Raw genomic sequence first — 19681 nt, 5'->3', positions numbered from 1 at the left:
ACAACCCCCGGGGAGGACTCATGTCACTGCCGGACGCGTTCCACGAGATCGCCAAGCGTGTGAACAACTGGGGCCGTTGGGGGGACGACGACGAGATCGGCACCCTCAACCTGATCACCGACGAGGTGGTCCGCGAGGCGGCCGCCTGCGTACGCACCGGTCGCCGCGTCCCCCTCGCCCTCCCCCTGCAACAGGACGGCGTCCAGACGGGGATGATCCCCGGACGCGTCAACCCGCTGCACGCCATGGTGCAGATCAACCAGGAGCTCTTCGGCCCGGGAACCGTCGCCTGCAGCGACGACATCGTGACCATGGGCCTGCAGGCGGCCACCCACTGGGACGCGCTCACCCACGTCTCGCACTCGGGCCGGCTCTACAACGGCCGCCCCGCCGACACCATCACCCCGCACGGCGGCGCCGAGTTCAGCGGCATCGACAAGGCACGGCACATCGTCTCGCGGGGCGTCCTGCTCGACGTGGCACGCGCGCGTGGCGTCTCGCGGCTCGACGGCGGGCATGCGGTCACCCCGGAGGACCTGGAGGCGGCGGAGGAACTCGCGGGCACGCGTGTGCGCGCCGGCGACATCGTGCTCGTACGGACAGGGCAGATCCAGACCCTTCTCGCCGGCGACAAGCACGCGTACGGCTATCCCTCAGCCGGTCTGTCGATCCGTACGCCGGAGTGGTTCCACGCGCGCGATGTGGCTGCCGTGGCGAACGACACCCTCACGTTTGAGATATTTCCGCCCGAGACAGAGGATTTGTGGCTGCCCGTGCACGCGCTCGATCTGGTGGAGATGGGCATGCTCCAGGGCCAGAACTGGAATCTCGAAGAGTTGTCCACAGCCTGTGGAGAAGAGGGCCGTTACACATTCCTGCTGTCGGCGATGCCCGAGCCCTTCGTCGGCGGCACGGGGACTCCCGTCGCACCCGTGGCGGTGCTCTGACAAGGTCGGCTGGCGGCGCGGCTCCCCGCTCTCGAACTACGCTCGAGCGGGAGGTGCCCTGTCCGCCCGAGCACGGCACCGCGCCACCATCCGACTCCGGCGTACCCGCCCCGGTTCCTCGACTCCCCCAGCCCTGAGAGAACCGACGCCGAATCACGACCCACACTCGGCAAGGGCCTCCGTCACCGAAACCCTCGTCGTCCCCTCGCGGCGAATCGCTGACCACAAGCGTGATCAACCGGACACGTCGCGTCAACACCCACCCGGGGATTTGTTACTTAAGCCCTATTTGCAGCAGGCGCGCACAGAAGCATGCCCGGGCGCATCAGTGCCTGCCCGAGCAGAGGGAGACAGCGCTTTCTGCAACCGTGCACCGAATCCGGCGCAGTTGTCGAGCCGTGCGCCCGCCAGGACGCTTCACACCGCCTCGTACGCCAGCCCCTCGTACGCCGACGCCCCGCTGCCGTAGGCGGAAGAGGACCTCTCCGACTCCGCGGCGCGGTCCAGTTCGCACCAGATCCGCTTGCCGGCACCCTCGGAGCTCCAGCCCCAGCGGTCCGCCAGACCGTCGACGAGCGCGAGGCCCCGGCCGCCCGTCGCGTCGCCGTCGGCACACCGCGGCACCGGCGCCCGGTCGCTGCGGTCGGCCACCTCGAGCCGTACGGTGGTGGACTCCTGCGCCACGCCCGGCAGGGAAAGCCTCAGTACGGCCGGACAGCCGGTGTGCACCACGGCGTTGGTGACGAGTTCGGAGACGAGCAGGATCAGTGTCTCGGCGAGCGGCTCGTCGACCCCTATCCCGGATCCGGCGAGCCGCGAGCGGGCCCACCGCCGGGCTCGCCCCACCTCAGCGGGGTCGGGCCGGATCTCCAGCTGCACTTGAAGCACCTGCACCGTTCACACCATCCGAACCGGCGGACACATAGCCCCGCGCCTCACGAGGGCCACGATCCTAGCCATTTTTTTCATGGCCAGAACAATGGCCAAAGCCAGGGTCACAGAACGTGAATCCCTTAGCTGACAGCATGGTTGACGTACAGTCACCCCAACAAGCGCTTCGGGCATATTCCAGCGCGAAGGAGTACCCGTGCGGCATACTGTGCGACGCTTGTTGTGGAGAGTCGAACAGGCGGGGGCAGAAAGCCCTCTCGCCCTGCGAGGAACGGCGCGCACCGCCGGATCCGGAGCCGCCTCAAGGGCAACTCCGGCATGGCTCGTGCTCGGAACCACTCGCATCTCACACAAGGTACCGGAGCGGACCGCCGACTCCAGGCCGTGACGAGTCACGCGTAGGACACAACCCGATATCAACGCTCCGTAATTCCGGTATGCCACAATCCGCGACATCCGTGCGGGCGTGATCGGTGACATTGCAGACCAGGGGCCTTCAGGCCGATTCAGCGAGAAGCTCGGCAGCCAATCGATCTTCACTCTCCGTAATTGCGCCCGCACGATGAGTTCGCACCCACGCGCGCTTCAGATGCAGGTGCACCTCGAACTCCCAGGTGAATCCCATGCCGCCGTGCACCTGGAGGCAGTCACGGGCACCCTGCACGGCCGCCTGGTCCGCGAGCAGCCGGGCGGTGTCGATGTCGGCCGGGTCGGCGGTGACGGCCGCCGCGTAGACGGCCGCGCGGGCCGTCTCCGTCCGTACCAGCATCTCCGCGCACAGATGCTTCACCGCCTGGAAGGCGCCGATCGGCTGCCCGAACTGCTCACGGGTCCGGGCGTGTTGCACGGCCAGCTCGCACGCGCGTGTGGCGCTGCCCAGTTGTTCGGCCGCGGTGAGGAGTACGGCGACGGGGTCCACGTCGCGGGCCACGGGAACCCGGTGCAGGGGCGTCAGCGGGTCGGCCGACCGCAGCGGTACGGCCCCCGCAGCGTCGCCCTGTACGACGTCCGCCTCCGCGAGCCACTCCACCAGCCCGCTGCCGACGGCCGTGACGACGACCTCGCCCGTGGCCGCGCCGAGCACCGTCCCCGCCGCGAGGTGCGTGGCCACCAGGGGCCCGGGCAGCAGCGCCCGTCCGGCCTCTTCGAAGGCCAACACCGCCTCGGGGAGGCCGAGTCCGACGCCGCCGTCCGCCTCCGGCAGCCGCAGCGCGAAGAACCCGGCCGCACCGAGCTCGCTCCACAGTTCCCGGTCCAGGCGTCCGGGCTCGTCGAGGGCGGCCCGCAGCGCCTCCGGCCCGAAGCGCCGAGCCAGCAGCTCGCGCACACCGTCCCGCAACGCGCGCTGGTCTTCACTGAGTTGGAACCGCATCTGGAGAGATCACCGCCCCTTCGGCAGCCCGAGGATCCGCTCGGCCACGATGTTCCGCTGGATCTGCGAGGTGCCGGCGGCGATGGTGTACGACAGCGAGGACAGCCGGTCGAGGACCCACGGCCGGTCCAGGTCGAGCGAGTCCGGCCCCAGGACGTCGGCCGTGGCGTCGTAGAGCTCCTGGCGGGCGTGCGAATACCTCAGTTTGAAAACCGAACCCCCGACTCCCGGCACCCCGCCCGTCAGCTCGGCCTCGCTCACGTTCCACTGGGTCAGCCGCCACAGCGCCCGGAACTCGGCGTTCAGCCGTCCCAGCCTCCGCCGCAGCGCAGGGTCGTCCCAGCGGCCGTTCTCACGGGCCTCGGCGGCGAGTTCGCGCAGCACGCGCCGACAGGCGACGACCTCGCCCACGAAGGCCGTGCCGCGCTCGAAGGACAGGGTCACCATCGTCACGCGCCAGCCGTCGTTCTCGTCCCCGACCCGGTTGGCGACCGGCACCCGCACCTCGTCCAGGAACACCTCGGCGAACTCGGCCGACCCGGCGAGGGTCCTCAGCGGCCGTACGGTGATGCCCGGGGCGTCCATGGGCATGGCCAGCCAGCTGATGCCGCGGTGCTTGGGCGCCTCGGGGTCGGTGCGCACCAACAGTTCGCACCAGTCGGCCACTTCCGCGTGGGACGTCCAGATCTTGGACCCGCTCACCACATAGTCGTCGCCGTCCCTCCACGCGCGCGTGCGCAGCGCCGCGAGGTCGGAGCCGGCGTCCGGTTCGCTGAAGCCCTGGCACCAGACCTCGTCCCCGCGCAGGATCGGCGGCAGCCAGCGTGCTCGCTGCTCAGGCGTTCCCTCGGCGGCGATGGTCGGCCCGGCGTGCAGCAGCCCGACGAAGCCCGCGCCCACATAGGGAGCGCCCGCCTTCTCGGTCTCCTCCAGGAAGATCAGCCGTACGGTCGGGGACGCGTCCCAGTGCACATCGGCGTACCCGGCGTCGTACAGCCTGCGCTGCCAGCCGAGGTCGTAGGCGCGGCGCCCGGGCCAGTCGTCGGGGGACGGCTTCGGCGGGAGCACCGGGAGGACCTCGCCCAGCCACTCCCGCAACCGCGCCCGGAACTCCTCCTCCTCGGGCGTGTACGTGAGGTCCATCCACCACCTGCCTGACGGTCCGTCAGATTCAGCAGCAGGCTAGCCCCGCACCCCTGGACCGACAAGGCGTCGGGCCCTACGCTCTCCGCACGATCTGACAGACCGTCAGCCAGAGGGGGTTGTCGTGAACGACACCGCACACGCCCTGGGTTCCTCGCGCACACTCTGGGAACTGGTCGCACGCCGTGCCGAACTGACCCCCGACCGCCCCGTCCTCCTCCAGGACGACCGCTCCCTGTCCTTCGGCGCTCTACGCGCGCGTGCCGAGCGCGTGGCGGCCGGCCTGTACGACATGGGCGTACGCCCCGGCACGGTCGTCGCCTGGCAGCTGCCCACCCGCATCGAGACGGCCCTGCTGTCCTTCGCGCTGGCCCGCCTGGGCGCCGTACAGTCGCCGGTCATCCCGTTCTACCGGGACCGTGAAGTCGGCTTCGCGCTGCGGGAGTCGAAGGCGGAGTTCTTCGCCGTGCCGGGCGAGTGGCGAGGCTTCGACCACACGGAGATGGCGCGGCGACTGGGCGCGAAGGGGATCTTCGAGGCGTACGACACCCTGCCGGACGGCGATCCCTCCGTGCTGCCCCCGCCGCCCGCCGAGGGCACCTCCGTGCGCTGGATCTACTGGACCTCGGGGACGACGTCCGACCCCAAGGGCGTCCTGCACACCGACCGCTCGCTGATCTCGGGCGGCTCCTGCCTGGCGCACGCGCTGCGTCCGAGGGCCGACGACATCGGGTCGATCGCCTTCCCGTACGCCCACATAGGCGGCCCGGACTACATGGTGATGCTGCTGCTGTACGGCTTCCCCGCGGTGATGTTCGAGCAGTTCGCGCTGCCTCAGGCGCTGGAGGCGTATCGCCGGCACGGCGTGACGATCGCCGGCGGGTCGACGGCCTTCTACTCGATGTTCCTGAACGAGCAGCGCAGGCAGCCGCGCGGCGCGAAGGCCGTCCCCTCGCTGCGGCTGCTGGCGGGCGGCGGGGCGCCGAAGCCGCCGGAGCTGTATCACGCCGTGGTCCGCGAGATGGGGGTGCAGCTCACGCACGGGTACGGCATGACCGAAGTTCCGATGATCACGATGGGGGCGCCGGACGACACGGCGGACAACCTGGCGACGACGGAGGGGCGGCCGCCGGAACAGATGGAGATCCGGATCGTGGAGGGGGAGGTGCGGCTGCGCGGGGAGGCGGTGTGCCGGGGCTATCTGGATCCGGCGCAGACGGCGGCGGCCTTCGACGAGGAGGGGTTCCTGCGCACCGGTGACCTCGGGTATCTGACGGACAGCGGGCATCTGGTGCTGACCGGCCGCCTCAAGGACGTGATCATCCGCAAGGGCGAGAACATCTCGGCGAAGGAGATCGAGGACCTGCTGCACCGGCATCCCGCGGTCGGCGACGTGGCGGTGATCGGACTGCCGGACGCGGACCGCGGGGAACGGGTCTGCGCGGTCGTGGAACAGCCGGACGGCGCCGAGAAGCTGACCCTTCAGGCCGTGACGTCGTATCTGCGCGGTGAAGGGCTGGCGACGCACAAGCTGCCGGAGCAGCTGGAGGTGGTCGACGCCCTTCCGCGCAACGAGACCCTGCGCAAGGTGCTCAAGTACAAGCTCAGGGAGCGCTTCTCGGGAACGGCGTAGGTGTCACTGGGGAGCAGGTGTCACTCGGGAACGGTGAAGTAGCGGGCGAACGCGGTCACGATGTCGCCCTCCGCCACCTTGCCGTCGCCGTCCGGGTCGAGGCCGGCGGCGGCCGCCCGGGCGATGTCCTCCTGGACACCGAGGCAGACGAGCACGCGGGCGGTGTCGCCGACGGTGGCGGCGCCGTCGCCGTCGGAGTCGGCCAGGTCGAGGGCGGCGTGCAGGAAGGGGCGGGCGATCTCGGCGAACCGGTCTGGGTTGTCGCGCAGCCGCTTGACCGCGCCGTTCACGAACTCCTCGCGGGTGATGCGCTGGTCGCCGTCACGGTCCGCGATCCCGGCCATGCCCTGCCAGAACGCCTCGGCGCCGACGTACAGCGCCTGGCCCTTGTCGGACCGGGCGGCGATGCCGAACTCCGCGAGCAGCGCCTTGGCCGCCGTACTGAAGTCCTCGCGGTCGATGTAGCCGTTGCCGTCCTGGTCGAAGGTGGCGAACCGGGCGGCGATCCTGCGCTCGTACTCGCTGCTGACCATTTCTTATCGGGCCGCCTTACGTCACGTGGGGTGTATCTCGCACGGAGCGTACGACGGCGGGCGCCGTGCGGGCGCGAGAAAGCGGCGGTTGTGCCAAGACCGGGGGAATTTTGGGACAACGGTGTGGCACTCGCAGAGGAATCGGGGACCGTCCGGCCGGCATACGGTCAGGCCGACAGCGGTCCGGCGTCCTCCGCGACCGCCGCCGCGACGTCCGGGTACACCTCGAACAGCCGGCGCACGCCGAGCGCCCCCAGGACCCGGTTGACGTGCGACCCCTCCGCCGCGCCCTGCGCCGGAAGTATCAGCCGCAGGCTGCCCTGGCAGGAGCGGATCAGGCGGCGGGAGGCGATGAGGACGCCGACGCCGCTTGAGTCGCAGAACATGACCTCGGAGAGGTCCAGGACGAGGCTGTGCCGCCCCTCGGCCACCGCGTCATGGACGTGCTGGCGCAGCGCCGGCGACGTCACCAGGTCCAGCTCGCCCGACACCTGGAGCACGGCCCAGTCGCCCCGCTCACCGCCGGTCACTTTCAACGTCACCACCACGCCCCTCGCTCGCCGGACTCGCCGAAACGGAAGCGTCTCCTACGCTTCCTTGCAGCGCGGCTGCCCAGCGGCTGTTCCCTGAAACACCTTCCAGAAAACGGTGACCGATCAGGAAAGGCTTGTTTCAATCGCATTCGATCCTGTTCGATCGAGTCTGATCACACGGCGGCCGGGTAACCGAGCGGGTGCGAGGCCGACGCGGGTCGAATGCGGGTCGTACACGGCTACGACGGCGAGGCCCCCTATCACGAGTGCGAGGTGTGTCACCAGCGATGGCTCTTGGAGGGGCGCACATTGCGACAAAGGGGCGTGCGCTGTCAGACGTGCCGACTACATTCGGGGAGACGGAGGACGCAGGCTGGGCAGGACGGACCGGTGAGGGGGGCCGTATGGCGACGAAGGACGCACCGCCCCGCTGGGACCGCAAGATGCAGCAGCGGCTCGCGCGGGGAGAGGCGGCCGCTCTCGGCGAGCTCTACGACCGGTTCGCCTCGCTCGTGCACGGACTCGCGCACACCGTGCTGGGCGACGAGCGTGCCGCCGACCACATCACCCGTGATGTCTTCGCCCACGTCTGGGAGCACCCGGACACCTACGACCCCAAGCAGGGCCCGCTGCGCTCCTGGGTCGCCGCGCTGACCCACCGCCTCGCCGTGCAGCGGCTGCGCGCCGACGAGACCGCCGCCCTCGTGCAGGCGGGGCAGGGCTCCACCGAGGAGTTGGAGCGCAAGGTGCGGCACGCCTCGGTCGCCGCCCGCGCCGACTACATCGTCCAGTCCATGCCCGTCCCGCTGCGCGCCGCCCTGGAACTCGCCTATTTCCAGCGCCGCGACTACCGCCAGACCGCCGCCGACCTCGGCGTCACCGAGGACGAGGCCCGCCGCCGCCTCCGTCTGGGCCTGCAACTGCTCTCCACGGCCCACGACGCCGGAGCCGCCCCCGGGGCGTCGCCGGGATACGGGGGTGCGGTGTGAACGAGGCGGGGCGGTCCGAGGTGTACGACGAGCACGAGGGACCCGGGGGACACGAAGGGCACGGAGGTCAGGAGCCGTACGACCACTCCCAGGACAGGGACAAGGACAGGGAGACGGGCAAGGAGAAGGACAGGGAGGAGCACGGCCCCGAGGACCCCACCCCCGGAGCCGACGGCATGAACAGCGGCCACGGCGACGGTCACGACCCCGCCACCCCGAAGCCGGACCCGGACCAGCCACCCCGCATACCGCTCCCCCGCGCCTCCGTCGAGGACACCGGACGCCCCCTGCCCGACCTGGAGGACCTCGCCGACCCGGCACCGCGCCGCGCCCCGCTCGTCCTCGAACACCGGGTCCTGAAGTCGCTGCTCGGAGCGTGGGCGCTGGCCGCCTGCTCGCCGGAGGAGACGGCGGCCGTCGAGGAGCACCTCGGCACGTGCGGCCTGTGCGCCGACGAGGCACGCCGGCTGCGTGAGGCCGTCGGCCTGCTGCACCCCTCCGAGACCCTCGACCTGGACCCGTCCCTGCGCACCCGCGTCCTGGAGGGCTGCCTGGAGCGGCGCCCGCCGCGCATCCCGGTGCCCGAGTGGGCGACACCGTACGACGCCGAGGCGGCCCGCCTCGACGCCCTGCTGCAGGACTTCGGCGACGCCGAGTGGCATGCGCCCGTGCGGTTGCGGTGGTTCGAGAAGGACGAGCCGACGAGCCGTCGTACGACCGTCGCCGGGGTCATCGCGCATCTGCTGACGGTCGACGGGCTGGTGGCGATCGCGCTGGGCCTGGACGACCCGATGGGCGACGTGACCGCGGACCGCCCGACCCCGTCCGCGCGGACGGAGGCCTACTGGCGGGCCTCGCACTATCCACCGACACGCGCCGTCCGGGCGCCCTGGCGCGAGCAGACCCACGACCTGGTGCGCACCGTGTCCTTCACGGGCGGCGGCACCGGCAGACTCGCCGTGCCGTACGGCGACTTCGAACTGCCGCTGCGCGACGCGATGCTGGACCGCGCCTTCGAGTGCTGGGTGCACGCGGAGGACATCGCCGAAGCGGTGGACTACCCGTACGAGCCGCCGTCCGGCAGCGACCTGCACCAGATGGTCGCCCTGGCGGCCCGCATGCTGCCCTCGGTCCTGGCGGCCCGCCGCCGCGACGGCCTGGCGGCGCCTTCGCCGGGTCCCTACCGCCACCTGGTCCCTGCCGGGGAGCCCGGCCGCAGCCTGCGCCTCGAGATCGAGGGGTCCGGTGGTGGCGAGTGGCTGATTCCGCTGGACTCCCCGGCGGCGATCGGCTCCGCGGAGCATGAGGTGGCCCATATCGCCCTGGATGGTGGGGAGTTCTGCCGCTTGGCCGCCGGCCATGTCTCGCCTCAGGAGGCAGCGGCAGGGCAGATGGGCGACCGGGAGGCGATCAGGGATGTGCTGTTCGCGGCGGCGAGCTTGAGCCGTATGTAGGGGCGGGTTGCTGCGAAACGGCGGCTGCGGGTGCGTGGGGGCTGGTCGCGCCCACGCGGCGGAGCCGCATATCGATACAGCCCCGCGCCCCTGGAGGTACGTCCACTGCACGTACTTAAGGGGCGCGGGGAACTGCGCGATCAACCACACACAACCCGCAGCCGCCCCACAACAGATGGGCCCGAGCTACTAGGCGAAAACCACCGTCCGCCGCCCGTTCAGCAAAATCCTCCGCTCGGCATGCCACTTCACAGCCCGAGCCAGCGCCTGGCACTCCACGTCCCGCCCGATCGCCACCAGCTGATCCGGCGTGACGTCGTGACCCACGCGCTCGACCTCCTGCTCGATGATCGGCCCCTCGTCGAGGTCGGCGGTCACATAGTGCGCCGTCGCCCCGATCAGCTTCACACCCCGCGCGTGCGCCTGGTGATACGGCTTCGCACCCTTGAAGCTCGGCAGGAACGAGTGGTGGATGTTGATGATCCGCCCACTGAGCTGCTTGCACAGATCGTCGGAGAGCACCTGCATGTACCGGGCGAGAACGACCAGCTCGACGTTCTCCTCGCGCACGAGCTCGAGGAGCCGCGCCTCAGCCTCCGGCTTGTTGTCCTTCGTCACCGGAATGTGGTGGAAGGGAATGTCGTACGACCCCACGAGCTCGGCGAAGTCGGTGTGGTTGGACACCACGGCGGCGATCTCCACAGGAAGCGCGCCGATCCTGGCCCGGAACAACAGGTCGTTCAGGCAGTGCCCGAACTTGCTGACCATCAGCACGACCCGCATCTTCTCCTCGGCCCGATGGATCTGCCAGTCCATCTGGAAGGAGTCCCCGATCGCCGCGAAGCTCGCCCGCAGCTTGTCCACCGTCACCGGCGCCTCCGCCGAGAAGTGGACGCGCATGAAGAACAGTCCCGTGTCGCGGTCACCGAACTGCTGGCTGTCCTCGATGTTGCAGCCGGTCATGAACAGGTAGCTCGACACGGCGTGCACGATGCCCTGCTTGTCGGGGCAGGAGAGCGTGAGGACGTACTGGTCGGAAGGGACCGCGGCTCGGGTGGACTGCTCGTTCATGCAGCACAGGGTCCCATACCCGACGCCCCCGGTGGACAGGCGTCCCGTTACGCGGACCGCCTACGCGGAGCGCGTCATGATCCGCAGCACCTCGAGCGTGCGCGGCGGGGCGTCCGGGTCCTCGCCGTCGGCCATGGCCATCCGGACATGCGCGTCCCGCGCCGCCCGCACCGCCTCCGGCCACCCCTGGTTCTCCAGGTACGCGGAGACCGGCGCGTCCGGGCCGACCTGGTGCATGATCCGCAGCACCCGCAGTACGGCGGTGTCCACGAGGGCCGCCTCCTGCGAGTCGCGGAATATGGTGCCGACGTACTTCTCGGCGGACCAGTTGTCCAGCCAGGTGTCCTCGACCAGGCGGTACACGGCGTCGGTGACGTCGCCGTACCCGTCGACGCCGGCCAGCCAGACGTCCCGCTGGAACACCGGATCGGAGAGCATGTGCAGCGCCGAGCGCACATTGCTGCGCCAGCGCCACCACGGCATGTCGTTTACGGGCATGCCGCCCATGGTGGATGAGCGACGGCCGCGACGGGAAGAGCTATCCGAACCTTGCACGGTCATCGATCGTACGTTCCCCCTCACAGGCGCCCCACCGACCCCCGCAATTCACCTTCTCGTCACCGAAGGATAACCAAGGGTCACGCTCGGGTTAGCGGTGTGGCGGAATCGTGCATAGCCATGACCGGCAGGCGACGCACCCGCAGCACCGTCCTCCCCACGTTCACCAACCGGCCCGGCCGAGCCGCCGCACGGACCGCGGCGGCCGTGGTGGCGTGTGCGTCGCTCGCCGTCGGATGCGGGGTCATCCCCGGAACCACGGGGGGTTCCGGGGATGGCCCGATCACCGTCATGACCTGGGCCCCGGAGAACACCAAGGCCACCAACAAGCCCGGTATGCCCGCCTTCGCCCAGGCCTACGCCCGCTGGATCAACGCCCAGGGCGGTATCAACGGCCGCGAGCTGAAGGTCCTCACCTGCAACGACCGCAACGACAGCGTGGTCGCGGCGAAGTGCGCCGAGCGCGCGGTCGACGAGGACGTCGTGGCGGTCGTCGGCTCCTACAGCCAGTACGGCGACACCTTCCTGCCCTCGCTGGAGGGCGCCGGCATCCCGTACATAGGCGGCTACGGCGTCACCAGCGCCGAGTTCACCAGCCCACTGTCCTACCCCGTCAACGGCGGCCAGCCCACCCTGCTGGCCGGCCTCGGCAAGGAGCTGGCCGGCCGGTGCGGCCCCGTCGCGCTGGTCCGCCCCGACAGCATCGCGGGCGACGAGCTGCCGCCCCTGCTCAACTCCGGCCTCAAGGCGGGCGGGCACCGGGCCGCCGGCGACCAGCTGGCCGAGGAGGACTCCACCGAATACAGCCAGCAGGCGGTGCGCGCGCTGGGCTACGCCGCCGACGACCCGACGGACACGGGCTGCGTGGTGCCCGCCCTCGGCGACCGCACCACCACCTTCATGGACTCCTTCCGGCGCGCCCGCCAGGACTACGCCGATGTGCGCACCGCCACCGTCCTCGGCAGCGTCGACCAGACCGTGATCAACGCCAACGGCGGGGCATCGGGCCCGTACGAGGGGTCGTACATCAGCGGCTGGTACCCCGTCGCGAGCGATCCTCGCTGGGACGGCATGAAGAAGGTGATCAGCGAGCAGGCCTTCGGCGACAACCGCATCGACCCCGCGGACGCCGGCGTGCAGACCACGTGGATCGCGTACACGGTGTTCAAGAAGGTCGTCGAGTCGCTCGGCGACGGCGAGGTGACCGCCGACTCCGTGGCGGAGGCTCTGGACCGGGGCCTGAAGGTCTCCACGGGCGGGCTCACCCCGACCCTCCAGTGGAAGTTCCGCGACGTCCTGGCCTCCGTCGGCTTCCCCCGCCTGGCCAACCGCAAGGTGACCCTCCAGGTCGTGCGGGACGGCCGGCTGGTGGCGGCCCGCAAGGGCTTCATCGACGTGACGAAGACCCTGCAGAACGCCGAACCGAACTGACCGCCCGGCCGCCCTACAGCTGGGTCGGCTGGCGCTCGGTCAGGCCGTACTTCTTGGCGATCGCGTTCCACAGCTGGGCGGCCGTCTTCTTCTGCTGGCTTGCGGTGCCGCTGTCACGGTTGCCCGCCTGGGTCTGGCCGGTGGCGCGGGCCTGGCCGCCCTTGCAGAGCTTCTTCTTGTTGCCGGCCACCTGGTCCGCCCACGCCGCGTAGTGGTTGTCGGCGGACGCCGACGCCTGCCACGCCTTGGTCAGCGCGGTGGTCAGCTCCGTGTGGTTCGGGAGCTGGTCGACGGAGAGCTTGGACAGGTCGCTGACCAGCTGGTTGCGCTGCTTGGCCGCGCCCCGCAGATCCTGGGCGGCCTGAGCGAGGTTGCCGCAGGACTTCACGGCGGCCACCGCGTTGATCACCGCGGTACGGCTGTTGCCGCTGTCGGCCAGCAGCTTGTCCAGGGCGACCGCCTGCTGCTCGGCCGGGTCGGCGGACGGCGAGGAGGAACCCTCGGTCGCCGGGGCCGTGGCGGACACGGGTTGGTTCTTGTCGCTCTTCTCGTCGTCCCCGCCCCCACCGGCCAGCAGCGCGCCCGCGCCGATGCCGAGGACGGCGATGCCGACGCCGACGGCGGCGATGAGCGGCAACCGGGAGCCCGTACGGCCGCCGCGGCCACCGTCGTCGTCCGGGCCGTAGGAGCTGTGCGGGCCGTTCGGGCCCGGCGGGAAGTACCCCTGCTCGTGCGCGCCCTGCGGCTGCGGCTGCTGGAAGCGCGGCAGCTGCTGCGTGGCGCCGGCCGGGGACTCGCCGCCCGGCTCGCTGCGGAAGAGGCTGTCGAAGTCGGAGAGCGGCTGCCGCTGCGGGCCGCCGTGCGGCGCCGCGCCCGGCTGACCGGTCACGGGCGGTATGTAGCGGGTGGCCTCGGCGTCGGGCCCGGACGCGGACGGCATCGGTCCGGCGCCGGCTCCCTGCCGGGCCCGCCCCAGGATCTGCGTGCTCTCGTTGGACACCTCGGGCGGCAGCGCCCCCGGCCCCACGGGCGGGATGTACTGCGTGGCCCCCTCGTCCACCGGGGACGCCGAGGGCGCGTCGGCCGGGCCCGTCGGACCGACGGGCGGTATGTAGCGGGTGGCCTGCTCGTCGGCACCCGCAGGGGCGGCACCGACCGGCGGCATGTACTGAGTGGCGCCTTCGTCGGCCGGCGGCAACGGGGCTCCGAAACCCCCGGCACCGGCGTGCGGCAGGGGCGCATGGGGCGTGCCGTGCGCGGCGGGCGGCAGCGGCGCGCTCGGGGCGCCCTGCTGGGCGGGCGGCAGTGCGCCACCGGAGCCACCAGCACCGCCGTACGCGCCCCCACCGGCGGGCGGCAGCGGCGCGCTCGAGCCGTCCTGCTGGGCAGGCGGCATCACACCACCGGAGCCGGGCACGCCGTACGTCTCCCCACCCGCGGGCGGCAGCGGAGCGCTCCCACCGGAAGCCCCGTACGCCTGCGCACCCGCGGACGGCAGCGGTGCCGAAGCAGGACCGCCCTGCCCGTACGGCGGCTGCGACGCGGGCATCGGTGAGCCGGCCGGGGCACCCTGCCCGTACGACGGCGTGCTCGCCTGCGCACCCTGTACGCCCCCGCCATGGGCGGCGTCCTGCGGCGGCGGGGACTGCTGGGGCGGTACGCCCCCGGCGGCGTCCGGCGCCGCGCCCCACGGGGCCGGTGTCGGCGTCTGCTGCTGGTACGGCTGTCCCTGGTACTGCTGCGGTTCCTGCCCGCCCCAGGCCTGGCCGGACTGCGCCCCCCAGGGCTGACCCGGCGCGGCCGGCGGCGGGGCCGGGTGCTGGTCGGGTCCCCAGGGGGTGCCCCATGCCTGACCCTCGGGCGGTGCCGAGGGCTGGGGTGGAGCCGGCGGCGCGGCCGGTACCGACGTCGGCCGGTCGCCGCCCGTCATGCCCGGCAGCAGCGGCTCACCACCGTCGGAGGGCAGCACGATGCCTTCGCGCGCGGGCCGCGCCGAGGGCTCCTCGCCCTGTCCACTCTGCGTCACCGGGACTCCTACGAATGGGGGACCTTGTGAATCGTCGGCTCACGCTACCGGCTCCGCCGATCCCCGTGCCACGCAGCCCAGGACGTGACCTGCGTCCCTGTGACCGCGGTAACAGCTTCGGCCCCCAATCCGCTCTATATGCCCTCCCATCACCCCGGAGCCTTCGTTTCCCTGCCGTTCACACCGCCGTACCCACTGGTTTCACGCCGCGGCCTGAAGGTCCAGCCGCGCCCCGAACTCCCTTACCACCGGCTCGTCCCGGTACGGATCCAACCGCTGCTGGAAGTCCTCCAGATACTCGGCGCCCCGGTTGGAACGCAGGGTCTCCAGCAGCTCCACGGCCTTCAGCCCGGTGTGGCAGGCCTGTTCGACCTCGCGCTGCTGCACCTGTGCTGTGGCGAGCAGCACATAGCCGATCGCCCGGCGTCGCGCCTTCGTCTCCGGGAGCCCGGCCAGTGACTCCTCCGCGCGCCGCGCCGCCGCCTCGGCCTGGCCGAGGTCGCGGTGGCAGTGCGCCAACTCGTCGGCGAGATAGGCCTCGTCGAAGTGCGCGATCCAGGGCGGGTCGTCCCCGGACTCCGCATCCGCGGTCTCCAGCGCGGTCACCGCACGCCCGGACGCCACCTGGGCGGCCCGCACATCACCCATCAACGCGTGCCCGCGCGCCTCGGCCGCATAGAACATCGACTCCGCGCGCGGGGTCACGCGCCCGCGCGCCCCCTCTTGCGCCGCCCGCGCCAACTGCGCGATCTCGCGGGGGTTCCCGAGCTGCGCGGCGAGGTGGCTCATGGAAGCGGCCAGCACATACCCGCCGTATCCGCGGTCTCCCGCCGCCTGCGCGAGGCGCAGCGCCTGGATGTAGTACCGCTGGGCGAGCCCCGGCTGCCCGGTGTCGATGGCCATGTACCCGGCGAGCTCGGTCAACCGCGCGACGGCCGCGAAGAGTTCACGCCCGACCGCCTCCCGGTACGACCCGGCCAGCAGACCGGAGACGACGCTGTTCAGGTAGTGCACCACGACCGGCCGCACATGCCCGCTGCCGTACTGGTGATCAAGGTCCACGAGCGCCTGCGTCATCGCGCGCACGGCCGCCACGTCGGACTGCCCCACCCGCGGCCCCGCCGAGCGCGCCACCTGTGAGTCGGGGGACGAGATCAGCCAGTCACGGCTGGGCTCGACCAGCGCGGACGCGGCGACGGACGAGCCGGACAGGAAGTCCCTGCGCCCGACGTCGCTGCGCCACAGCTCGCAGACCTGCTCGATGGCCCCCAGTACAGTCGGCGAGAACTGGAGGCCGACGCCGGACGCGAGATTCTTGCCGTTGGCCATGCCGATCTCGTCGATCGTGACCGTACGGCCCAGCTTGCGGCCGAGCGCCTCCGCGATGATCGCCGGCGCCCGTCCCCGCGGCTGCTGTCCGCGCAGCCAACGGGCCACGGACGTCTTGTCGTAGCGCAGATCGAGGCCGTGCTCGGCGCCGCACATATTGACCCGGCGGGCCAGCCCGGCGTTCGAGCAGCCCGCTTCCTGAATGAGCGCCTGCAGCCGTTCGTTCGGCTGTCGCGCGACGAGAGGCCTTGCGGCCATGGCGTACCCCCTGTGGCTGCGGTGCCTGCCCACGCACCGAGTTGATGTGTCTTCCACCACCGAATCCGACCCCGGGGCACTGGCTGTGCACCGCAAGGTTCCGGCCGTGAAGATCAATGCCCCGTCGGCATACCGAAAATGCGAGGCTTGCGAGGATTGCCGGGGTAAAGGCGGAAGCCGACCCCACAGGTGGCTACCCAGCTCGGGCCATGGTTCCCCCCACGCGCCCCCACACATGCACCCATGCGCCCCAGATGAGAAATCAGTGCTCCTCCCCCGCGCGCGCTTCGGCCGTAACCCGAGGTGGGTGCGGGAGTTGTGTTCAGCGTGGAAGAGACGATCCCGGCCACCGAAGCCGCACAGATTCCGAAGCAGCGCGGCGAAACGCTGCTGGAGACCGCCGTTCGCTACGCCGAGGAGCGCCACTGGGACGTGTTCCCCGGGACCTGGCTGGAAGCCGTCGACGGCGTACAGCACTGTTCCTGCGGCGACACCGCATGCCCCGCGCCCGGTGCGCACGCCACGCGCCCCGACTGGGCGAGTCAGGCGACGGGAAGTGCGACGGTCGCGCGCCGCATGTGGCAGAAGCAGCCGAACGCGTCGATCCTGCTGCCGACGGGGCGGACCTTCGATGCGATCTCCGTCCCGGAGACCGCGGGGTTTCTCGCGCTGGCCCGTATGGAGCGGATGGAGTTGTCGCTGGGGCCGGTGACGTTGACGCCGGACGGGCGGATGCACTTCTTCGTGTTGCCGGGGGCCTCGGTCAAGGTGCCGGAGCTGGTGCGGAAGCTCGGGTGGTCGGTGGCGTCGCTTGATCTGGTCACCCTGGGCGAGGGGGCGTATGTGGCTGCGCCGCCTACGCGGTTCGGGTCTCGGGGGGCTGTGCAGTGGGCGTGCCGGCCTACGCCGGCCAATCGGTGGCTGCCGGATGCGGAGGAGTTGATCTCGCCGCTCGCGTATGCCTGCGGCCGGGACCGGTAATTCGCCGGTTCATCTGCCTGGTTGATCGTCGTCGGCGGCTGCGGGTCGTTTGTGGCTGGTCGCGCCCACGCGGCGGAGCCGCAAATCAGACACAGCCCCGCGCCCCTTAGGGTTGGCGTCCATGACGTCGGCCGTGTGTGTGCGTGGGCTCTGGAAGCGGTTTGGGCAGCAAGTCGCCGTTGCCGGGATTGATCTGGAGTTGCCTGCGGGGAAGTTCATCGGGCTCGTGGGGCCCAATGGGGCTGGGAAGACCACCACTCTCTCCATGGTGACCGGGTTGCTGCGGCCCGATCAGGGGTCCGTCGAGGTCGTCGGGCATGACGTCTGGCGGGACCCCGTCGCGGTGAAGGCGCGCATCGGGGTGCTGCCCGAGGGGCTTCGGCTGTTCGAGCGGCTCTCCGGGCGGGAACTGCTCGCGTACTCGGGGCGGTTGCGGGGGCTCCCCGGGGCCGAGGTCGACAAGCGGGCTACCCAGCTGCTCGACGTACTCGATCTGGCGGGGGCCCAGCACAAACTGGTCGTCGACTACTCGACCGGCATGCGCAAGAAGATCGGGCTCGCGGCCGCGCTCCTCCACAATCCCGAAGTGCTGTTCCTGGACGAGCCGTTCGAGGGTGTCGACCCCGTCTCCGCGCAGACCATCAGGGGCGTCCTGGAGCGCTACACCGCCTCCGGCGCGACCGTCGTCTTCTCCTCCCATGTCATGGAGCTCGTCGAGTCGCTGTGCGACTGGGTCGCCGTCATGGCCGCCGGACGCATCCGTGCCCACGGCCCCCTCGCCGAGGTGCGCGGGGAGGCGGCCTCGCTGCAACAGGCGTTCCTCGAACTCGTCGGCGCGAACGGCCGCGACACCGGATCCCACCTCGACTGGCTGGGCGGCGGGGCCCGATGAGCGCGGACGTGACAGCGGTCGTCGTACGGCTGAAGCTGTCGCTGCTGAGGAACGGGCTGCGGCAGTCCGGTGGGCGGCGGGCCGCCTATGTCGCCTCGGCCGTCGTGGTGCTCCTCTTCGCCGCGCTGCAGCTCCTCGGCCTGATCATGCTGCGCGGCAACGCGCACGCGGACTCCGTGGTCGTCCTGCTGGTGGCGGTGCTCGCGCTCGGCTGGGCCGTGATGCCGCTGTTCTTCCCCGGCGGGGACGAGACCCTCGACCCGACCCGGCTCGTCATGCTGCCGCTACGGCCCCGGCCGCTGGTGCGGGCCCTGCTCGCGGCCTCGCTGGTGGGGATCGGCCCGTTGTTCACGGTGTGCCTGTTCGCGGGGTCGGTGATCGCGGTTGCGCGCGGCGCTGTGGCCTACGTCGTCGGTGTCATCGGCGTCGTCCTGGCGCTGCTGGTGTGCGTGGCGCTGGCACGTGCTGTCGCCGCGGCCAACATCCGGCTGCTGACCAGCCGGAAGGGGCGCGATCTGGCGGTGCTGAGCGGGCTGGTCATCGCGATCGGGGCGCAGCTCGTGAACTTCGGGGCGCAGCGCCTCGGTTCGGCCGGGCTCGGCCGGCTCGACCCGGTGGCGGACGTGCTGCGGTGGGTGCCGCCGGCGTCCGCGATCGGGGCGGTGGAGTCGGTGAGCGAGGGGTCGTACGGCATCGGCGTCCTCCAACTCGCCCTGAGCGCATGCGCGTTGGTGGCATTGATCGCCGTATGGTCACGGCACCTGACGCGCCTGATGACGTCCCCCGACGGCTCCACGCTCCAGGCGGTCACCGAGGCCGCCGTACGGGAACGGACCTCGACCGGACCGGCCCGCCTCCTGCCGGCCGGGCGGACCGGCACGGTCATGGAGCGCAGCCTGCGCTATGTCTGGCGGGACCCGAAGACCAAGGCGGCCTGGGTGACCTCGCTCGCCATCGGCCTCATCGTGCCGCTGTTCAACGCCCTGCAGGGCACCGGCTCCATCTACTTCGCCTGCTTCGCCGCCGGGATGCTCGGCATCCAGATGTACAACCAGTTCGGCCAGGACACATCCGCGTTCTGGATGGTCGCGATGACGATCTCGTCCCCCAGGGACGCCTACGTAGAGCTGCGCGGCCGAGCCTTGGCGCTGCTCCTGATCACCCTGCCGTACGCCACCCTCGTCACCGTCCTGACGACAGCGCTCCTCGACGACTGGCCCAAGCTCCCCGAGGTCCTCGGCCTGTCCTTCGCCCTCCTCGGCGCGATGCTGGCCACGGGCGCCTGGACGTCGGCCCGCTTCCCGTACTCCATCCCGCAGGAGGGCTACAAGAACGTCGCTCCCGGTCAGGCGGGCCTCGCCTGGATCTCGATCTTCGGCGGCATGGTCTCAGCGGCCCTGCTGTGCGCACCCGTCATCGCGCTCACGATCTGGCTGAACGTCAGCGAGGGCGGGGAGGCGTGGAGCTGGCTGCTGCTGCCGGTGGGCGCGGCGTACGGGGCGACGGCCACGTGGCTGGGGCTGCGGCTGGCGGCTCCGCGAACGGCGGCCCGACTACCGGAGATCCTGACGGCGGTGAGCAAGGGATAAGGGGGGCCTGCAACGCCCTGAGGGGCGCGGGGAACTGGCGAGCAACCACAG

At 71.2% G+C, this 19681-nt stretch carries 17 protein-coding genes; 8 read left to right on the top strand and 9 right to left on the bottom strand.

Annotated features, from left to right (window positions below; all coding sequences use genetic code 11):
- Positions 1-20 precede the first annotated feature (20 nt).
- Positions 21-947, top strand: a complete 927-nt coding sequence (locus tag ACZ7L6_RS21565; RefSeq protein WP_471926207.1) for a cyclase family protein — start codon at positions 21-23, stop codon at positions 945-947.
- Positions 948-1364: 417 nt separating this feature from the next.
- Here the strand turns inward: ACZ7L6_RS21565 and ACZ7L6_RS21560 are convergent, their stop codons facing one another.
- The 3 genes from ACZ7L6_RS21560 to ACZ7L6_RS21550 all read right to left on the bottom strand — a co-directional run bounded on the left by ACZ7L6_RS21560 (position 1365) and on the right by ACZ7L6_RS21550 (position 4353).
- Positions 1365-1841, bottom strand: a complete 477-nt coding sequence (locus tag ACZ7L6_RS21560) for an ATP-binding protein (RefSeq protein WP_471926205.1) — start codon at positions 1839-1841, stop codon at positions 1365-1367.
- A gap of 493 nt (positions 1842-2334) precedes the next feature.
- Entirely contained in the window at positions 2335-3210 is an 876-nt protein-coding gene (locus tag ACZ7L6_RS21555; RefSeq protein WP_471926203.1) for an acyl-CoA dehydrogenase family protein, read from the bottom strand.
- A 9-nt stretch (positions 3211-3219) separates the two neighbouring features.
- Positions 3220-4353: an acyl-CoA dehydrogenase family protein gene (locus ACZ7L6_RS21550; protein WP_471926201.1), complete on the bottom strand. Its 1134-nt coding sequence runs from the start codon at positions 4351-4353 to the stop codon at positions 3220-3222.
- A 124-nt stretch (positions 4354-4477) separates the two neighbouring features.
- Between ACZ7L6_RS21550 and ACZ7L6_RS21545 the strand changes: the two genes are divergently transcribed.
- Positions 4478-5986, top strand: coding sequence for a class I adenylate-forming enzyme family protein (locus ACZ7L6_RS21545; RefSeq protein WP_471926199.1), 1509 nt, complete (start codon positions 4478-4480; stop codon positions 5984-5986).
- Positions 5987-6006: 20 nt separating this feature from the next.
- On the opposite strand, the gene ACZ7L6_RS21540 is transcribed toward ACZ7L6_RS21545, so the two are convergent.
- Positions 6007-6519, bottom strand: a complete 513-nt coding sequence (locus ACZ7L6_RS21540) for an EF-hand domain-containing protein (protein ID WP_471926197.1) — start codon at positions 6517-6519, stop codon at positions 6007-6009.
- Positions 6520-6686: 167 nt separating this feature from the next.
- A complete protein-coding gene (locus ACZ7L6_RS21535) occupies positions 6687-7067 on the bottom strand; it encodes an STAS domain-containing protein (RefSeq protein WP_433042309.1) in 381 nt (126 codons plus the stop codon).
- 389 nt (positions 7068-7456) lie between these two features.
- Between ACZ7L6_RS21535 and ACZ7L6_RS21530 the strand changes: the two genes are divergently transcribed.
- Together ACZ7L6_RS21530 and ACZ7L6_RS21525 are read left to right on the top strand one after the other, a co-directional pair.
- Entirely contained in the window at positions 7457-8041 is a 585-nt protein-coding gene (locus ACZ7L6_RS21530; protein WP_471926195.1) for a sigma-70 family RNA polymerase sigma factor, read from the top strand.
- On the top strand, positions 8038-9495 hold the full coding sequence (locus ACZ7L6_RS21525; RefSeq protein ID WP_471926193.1) for a maleylpyruvate isomerase N-terminal domain-containing protein: 1458 nt from the start codon (positions 8038-8040) through the stop codon (positions 9493-9495). Before ACZ7L6_RS21530 ends, ACZ7L6_RS21525 begins: the two co-directional genes overlap by 4 nt.
- Before the next feature lie 189 nt (positions 9496-9684).
- Here the strand turns inward: ACZ7L6_RS21525 and purU are convergent, their stop codons facing one another.
- Both purU and ACZ7L6_RS21515 read right to left on the bottom strand, forming a co-directional pair.
- Positions 9685-10566, bottom strand: a complete 882-nt coding sequence (purU, locus tag ACZ7L6_RS21520; protein WP_398819008.1) for a formyltetrahydrofolate deformylase — start codon at positions 10564-10566, stop codon at positions 9685-9687.
- 60 nt (positions 10567-10626) lie between these two features.
- Entirely contained in the window at positions 10627-11127 is a 501-nt protein-coding gene (locus ACZ7L6_RS21515; protein ID WP_471926191.1) for an SCO4402 family protein, read from the bottom strand.
- Between the two features lie 117 nt (positions 11128-11244).
- Here ACZ7L6_RS21515 and ACZ7L6_RS21510 point away from each other — a divergent pair, with 117 nt between their 5' ends.
- Positions 11245-12555 carry an ABC transporter substrate-binding protein gene (locus ACZ7L6_RS21510; RefSeq protein WP_471926189.1) on the top strand — a complete coding sequence of 437 codons (1311 nt, stop codon included), beginning with the start codon at positions 11245-11247 and terminating at the stop codon, positions 12553-12555.
- 13 nt (positions 12556-12568) lie between these two features.
- Here the strand turns inward: ACZ7L6_RS21510 and ACZ7L6_RS21505 are convergent, their stop codons facing one another.
- On the bottom strand, positions 12569-14581 hold the full coding sequence (locus tag ACZ7L6_RS21505; RefSeq protein ID WP_471926187.1) for a hypothetical protein: 2013 nt from the start codon (positions 14579-14581) through the stop codon (positions 12569-12571).
- A gap of 201 nt (positions 14582-14782) precedes the next feature.
- Positions 14783-16168 (bottom strand): transcriptional regulator, encoded by a 1386-nt coding sequence (locus ACZ7L6_RS21500; protein ID WP_471926185.1) that lies wholly within the window; start codon positions 16166-16168, stop codon positions 14783-14785.
- A 318-nt stretch (positions 16169-16486) separates the two neighbouring features.
- On the opposite strand from ACZ7L6_RS21500, the gene ACZ7L6_RS21495 reads away from it, so the two are divergent.
- The 3 genes from ACZ7L6_RS21495 (at position 16487) to ACZ7L6_RS21485 (ending at position 19630) form a co-directional block, all read left to right on the top strand.
- The gene (locus ACZ7L6_RS21495; RefSeq protein WP_471926183.1) at positions 16487-17149 is read left to right on the top strand and encodes a bifunctional DNA primase/polymerase; all 663 of its coding nucleotides are present in this window, start codon (positions 16487-16489) and stop codon (positions 17147-17149) included.
- A 121-nt stretch (positions 17150-17270) separates the two neighbouring features.
- On the top strand, positions 17271-18041 hold the full coding sequence (locus tag ACZ7L6_RS21490) for an ABC transporter ATP-binding protein (RefSeq protein ID WP_471926181.1): 771 nt from the start codon (positions 17271-17273) through the stop codon (positions 18039-18041).
- Positions 18038-19630, top strand: coding sequence for a transporter (locus ACZ7L6_RS21485; protein ID WP_471926179.1), 1593 nt, complete (start codon positions 18038-18040; stop codon positions 19628-19630). The genes ACZ7L6_RS21490 and ACZ7L6_RS21485 overlap by 4 nt, the downstream gene beginning before the upstream one ends.
- The last annotated feature ends 51 nt before the right edge of the window (positions 19631-19681 follow it).

Source organism: Streptomyces sp. NPDC107522, assembly GCF_055657525.1.
The sequence above is the reverse complement of the archived record's forward strand: the minus strand, read 5'-3'. Positions and strand labels throughout refer to the sequence as shown.

Bases quoted from the DNA above. Each gene is read 5' to 3' on its own strand.
- ACZ7L6_RS21530 (WP_471926195.1), top strand. From the start codon at position 7,457: ATGGCGACGAAGGACGCACCGCCCCGCTGGGACCGCAAGATGCAGCAG.
- ACZ7L6_RS21565 (WP_471926207.1), top strand. From the start codon at position 21: ATGTCACTGCCGGACGCGTTCCACGAGATCGCCAAGCGTGTGAACAAC.
- ACZ7L6_RS21515 (WP_471926191.1), bottom strand. From the start codon at position 11,127: ATGACCGTGCAAGGTTCGGATAGCTCTTCCCGTCGCGGCCGTCGCTCA.
- ACZ7L6_RS21555 (WP_471926203.1), bottom strand. From the start codon at position 3,210: ATGCGGTTCCAACTCAGTGAAGACCAGCGCGCGTTGCGGGACGGTGTG.
- ACZ7L6_RS21485 (WP_471926179.1), top strand. From the start codon at position 18,038: ATGAGCGCGGACGTGACAGCGGTCGTCGTACGGCTGAAGCTGTCGCTG.
- purU (WP_398819008.1), bottom strand. From the start codon at position 10,566: ATGAACGAGCAGTCCACCCGAGCCGCGGTCCCTTCCGACCAGTACGTC.
- ACZ7L6_RS21490 (WP_471926181.1), top strand. From the start codon at position 17,271: ATGACGTCGGCCGTGTGTGTGCGTGGGCTCTGGAAGCGGTTTGGGCAG.
- ACZ7L6_RS21510 (WP_471926189.1), top strand. From the start codon at position 11,245: ATGACCGGCAGGCGACGCACCCGCAGCACCGTCCTCCCCACGTTCACC.
- ACZ7L6_RS21550 (WP_471926201.1), bottom strand. From the start codon at position 4,353: ATGGACCTCACGTACACGCCCGAGGAGGAGGAGTTCCGGGCGCGGTTG.
- ACZ7L6_RS21540 (WP_471926197.1), bottom strand. From the start codon at position 6,519: ATGGTCAGCAGCGAGTACGAGCGCAGGATCGCCGCCCGGTTCGCCACC.
- ACZ7L6_RS21500 (WP_471926185.1), bottom strand. From the start codon at position 16,168: ATGGCCGCAAGGCCTCTCGTCGCGCGACAGCCGAACGAACGGCTGCAG.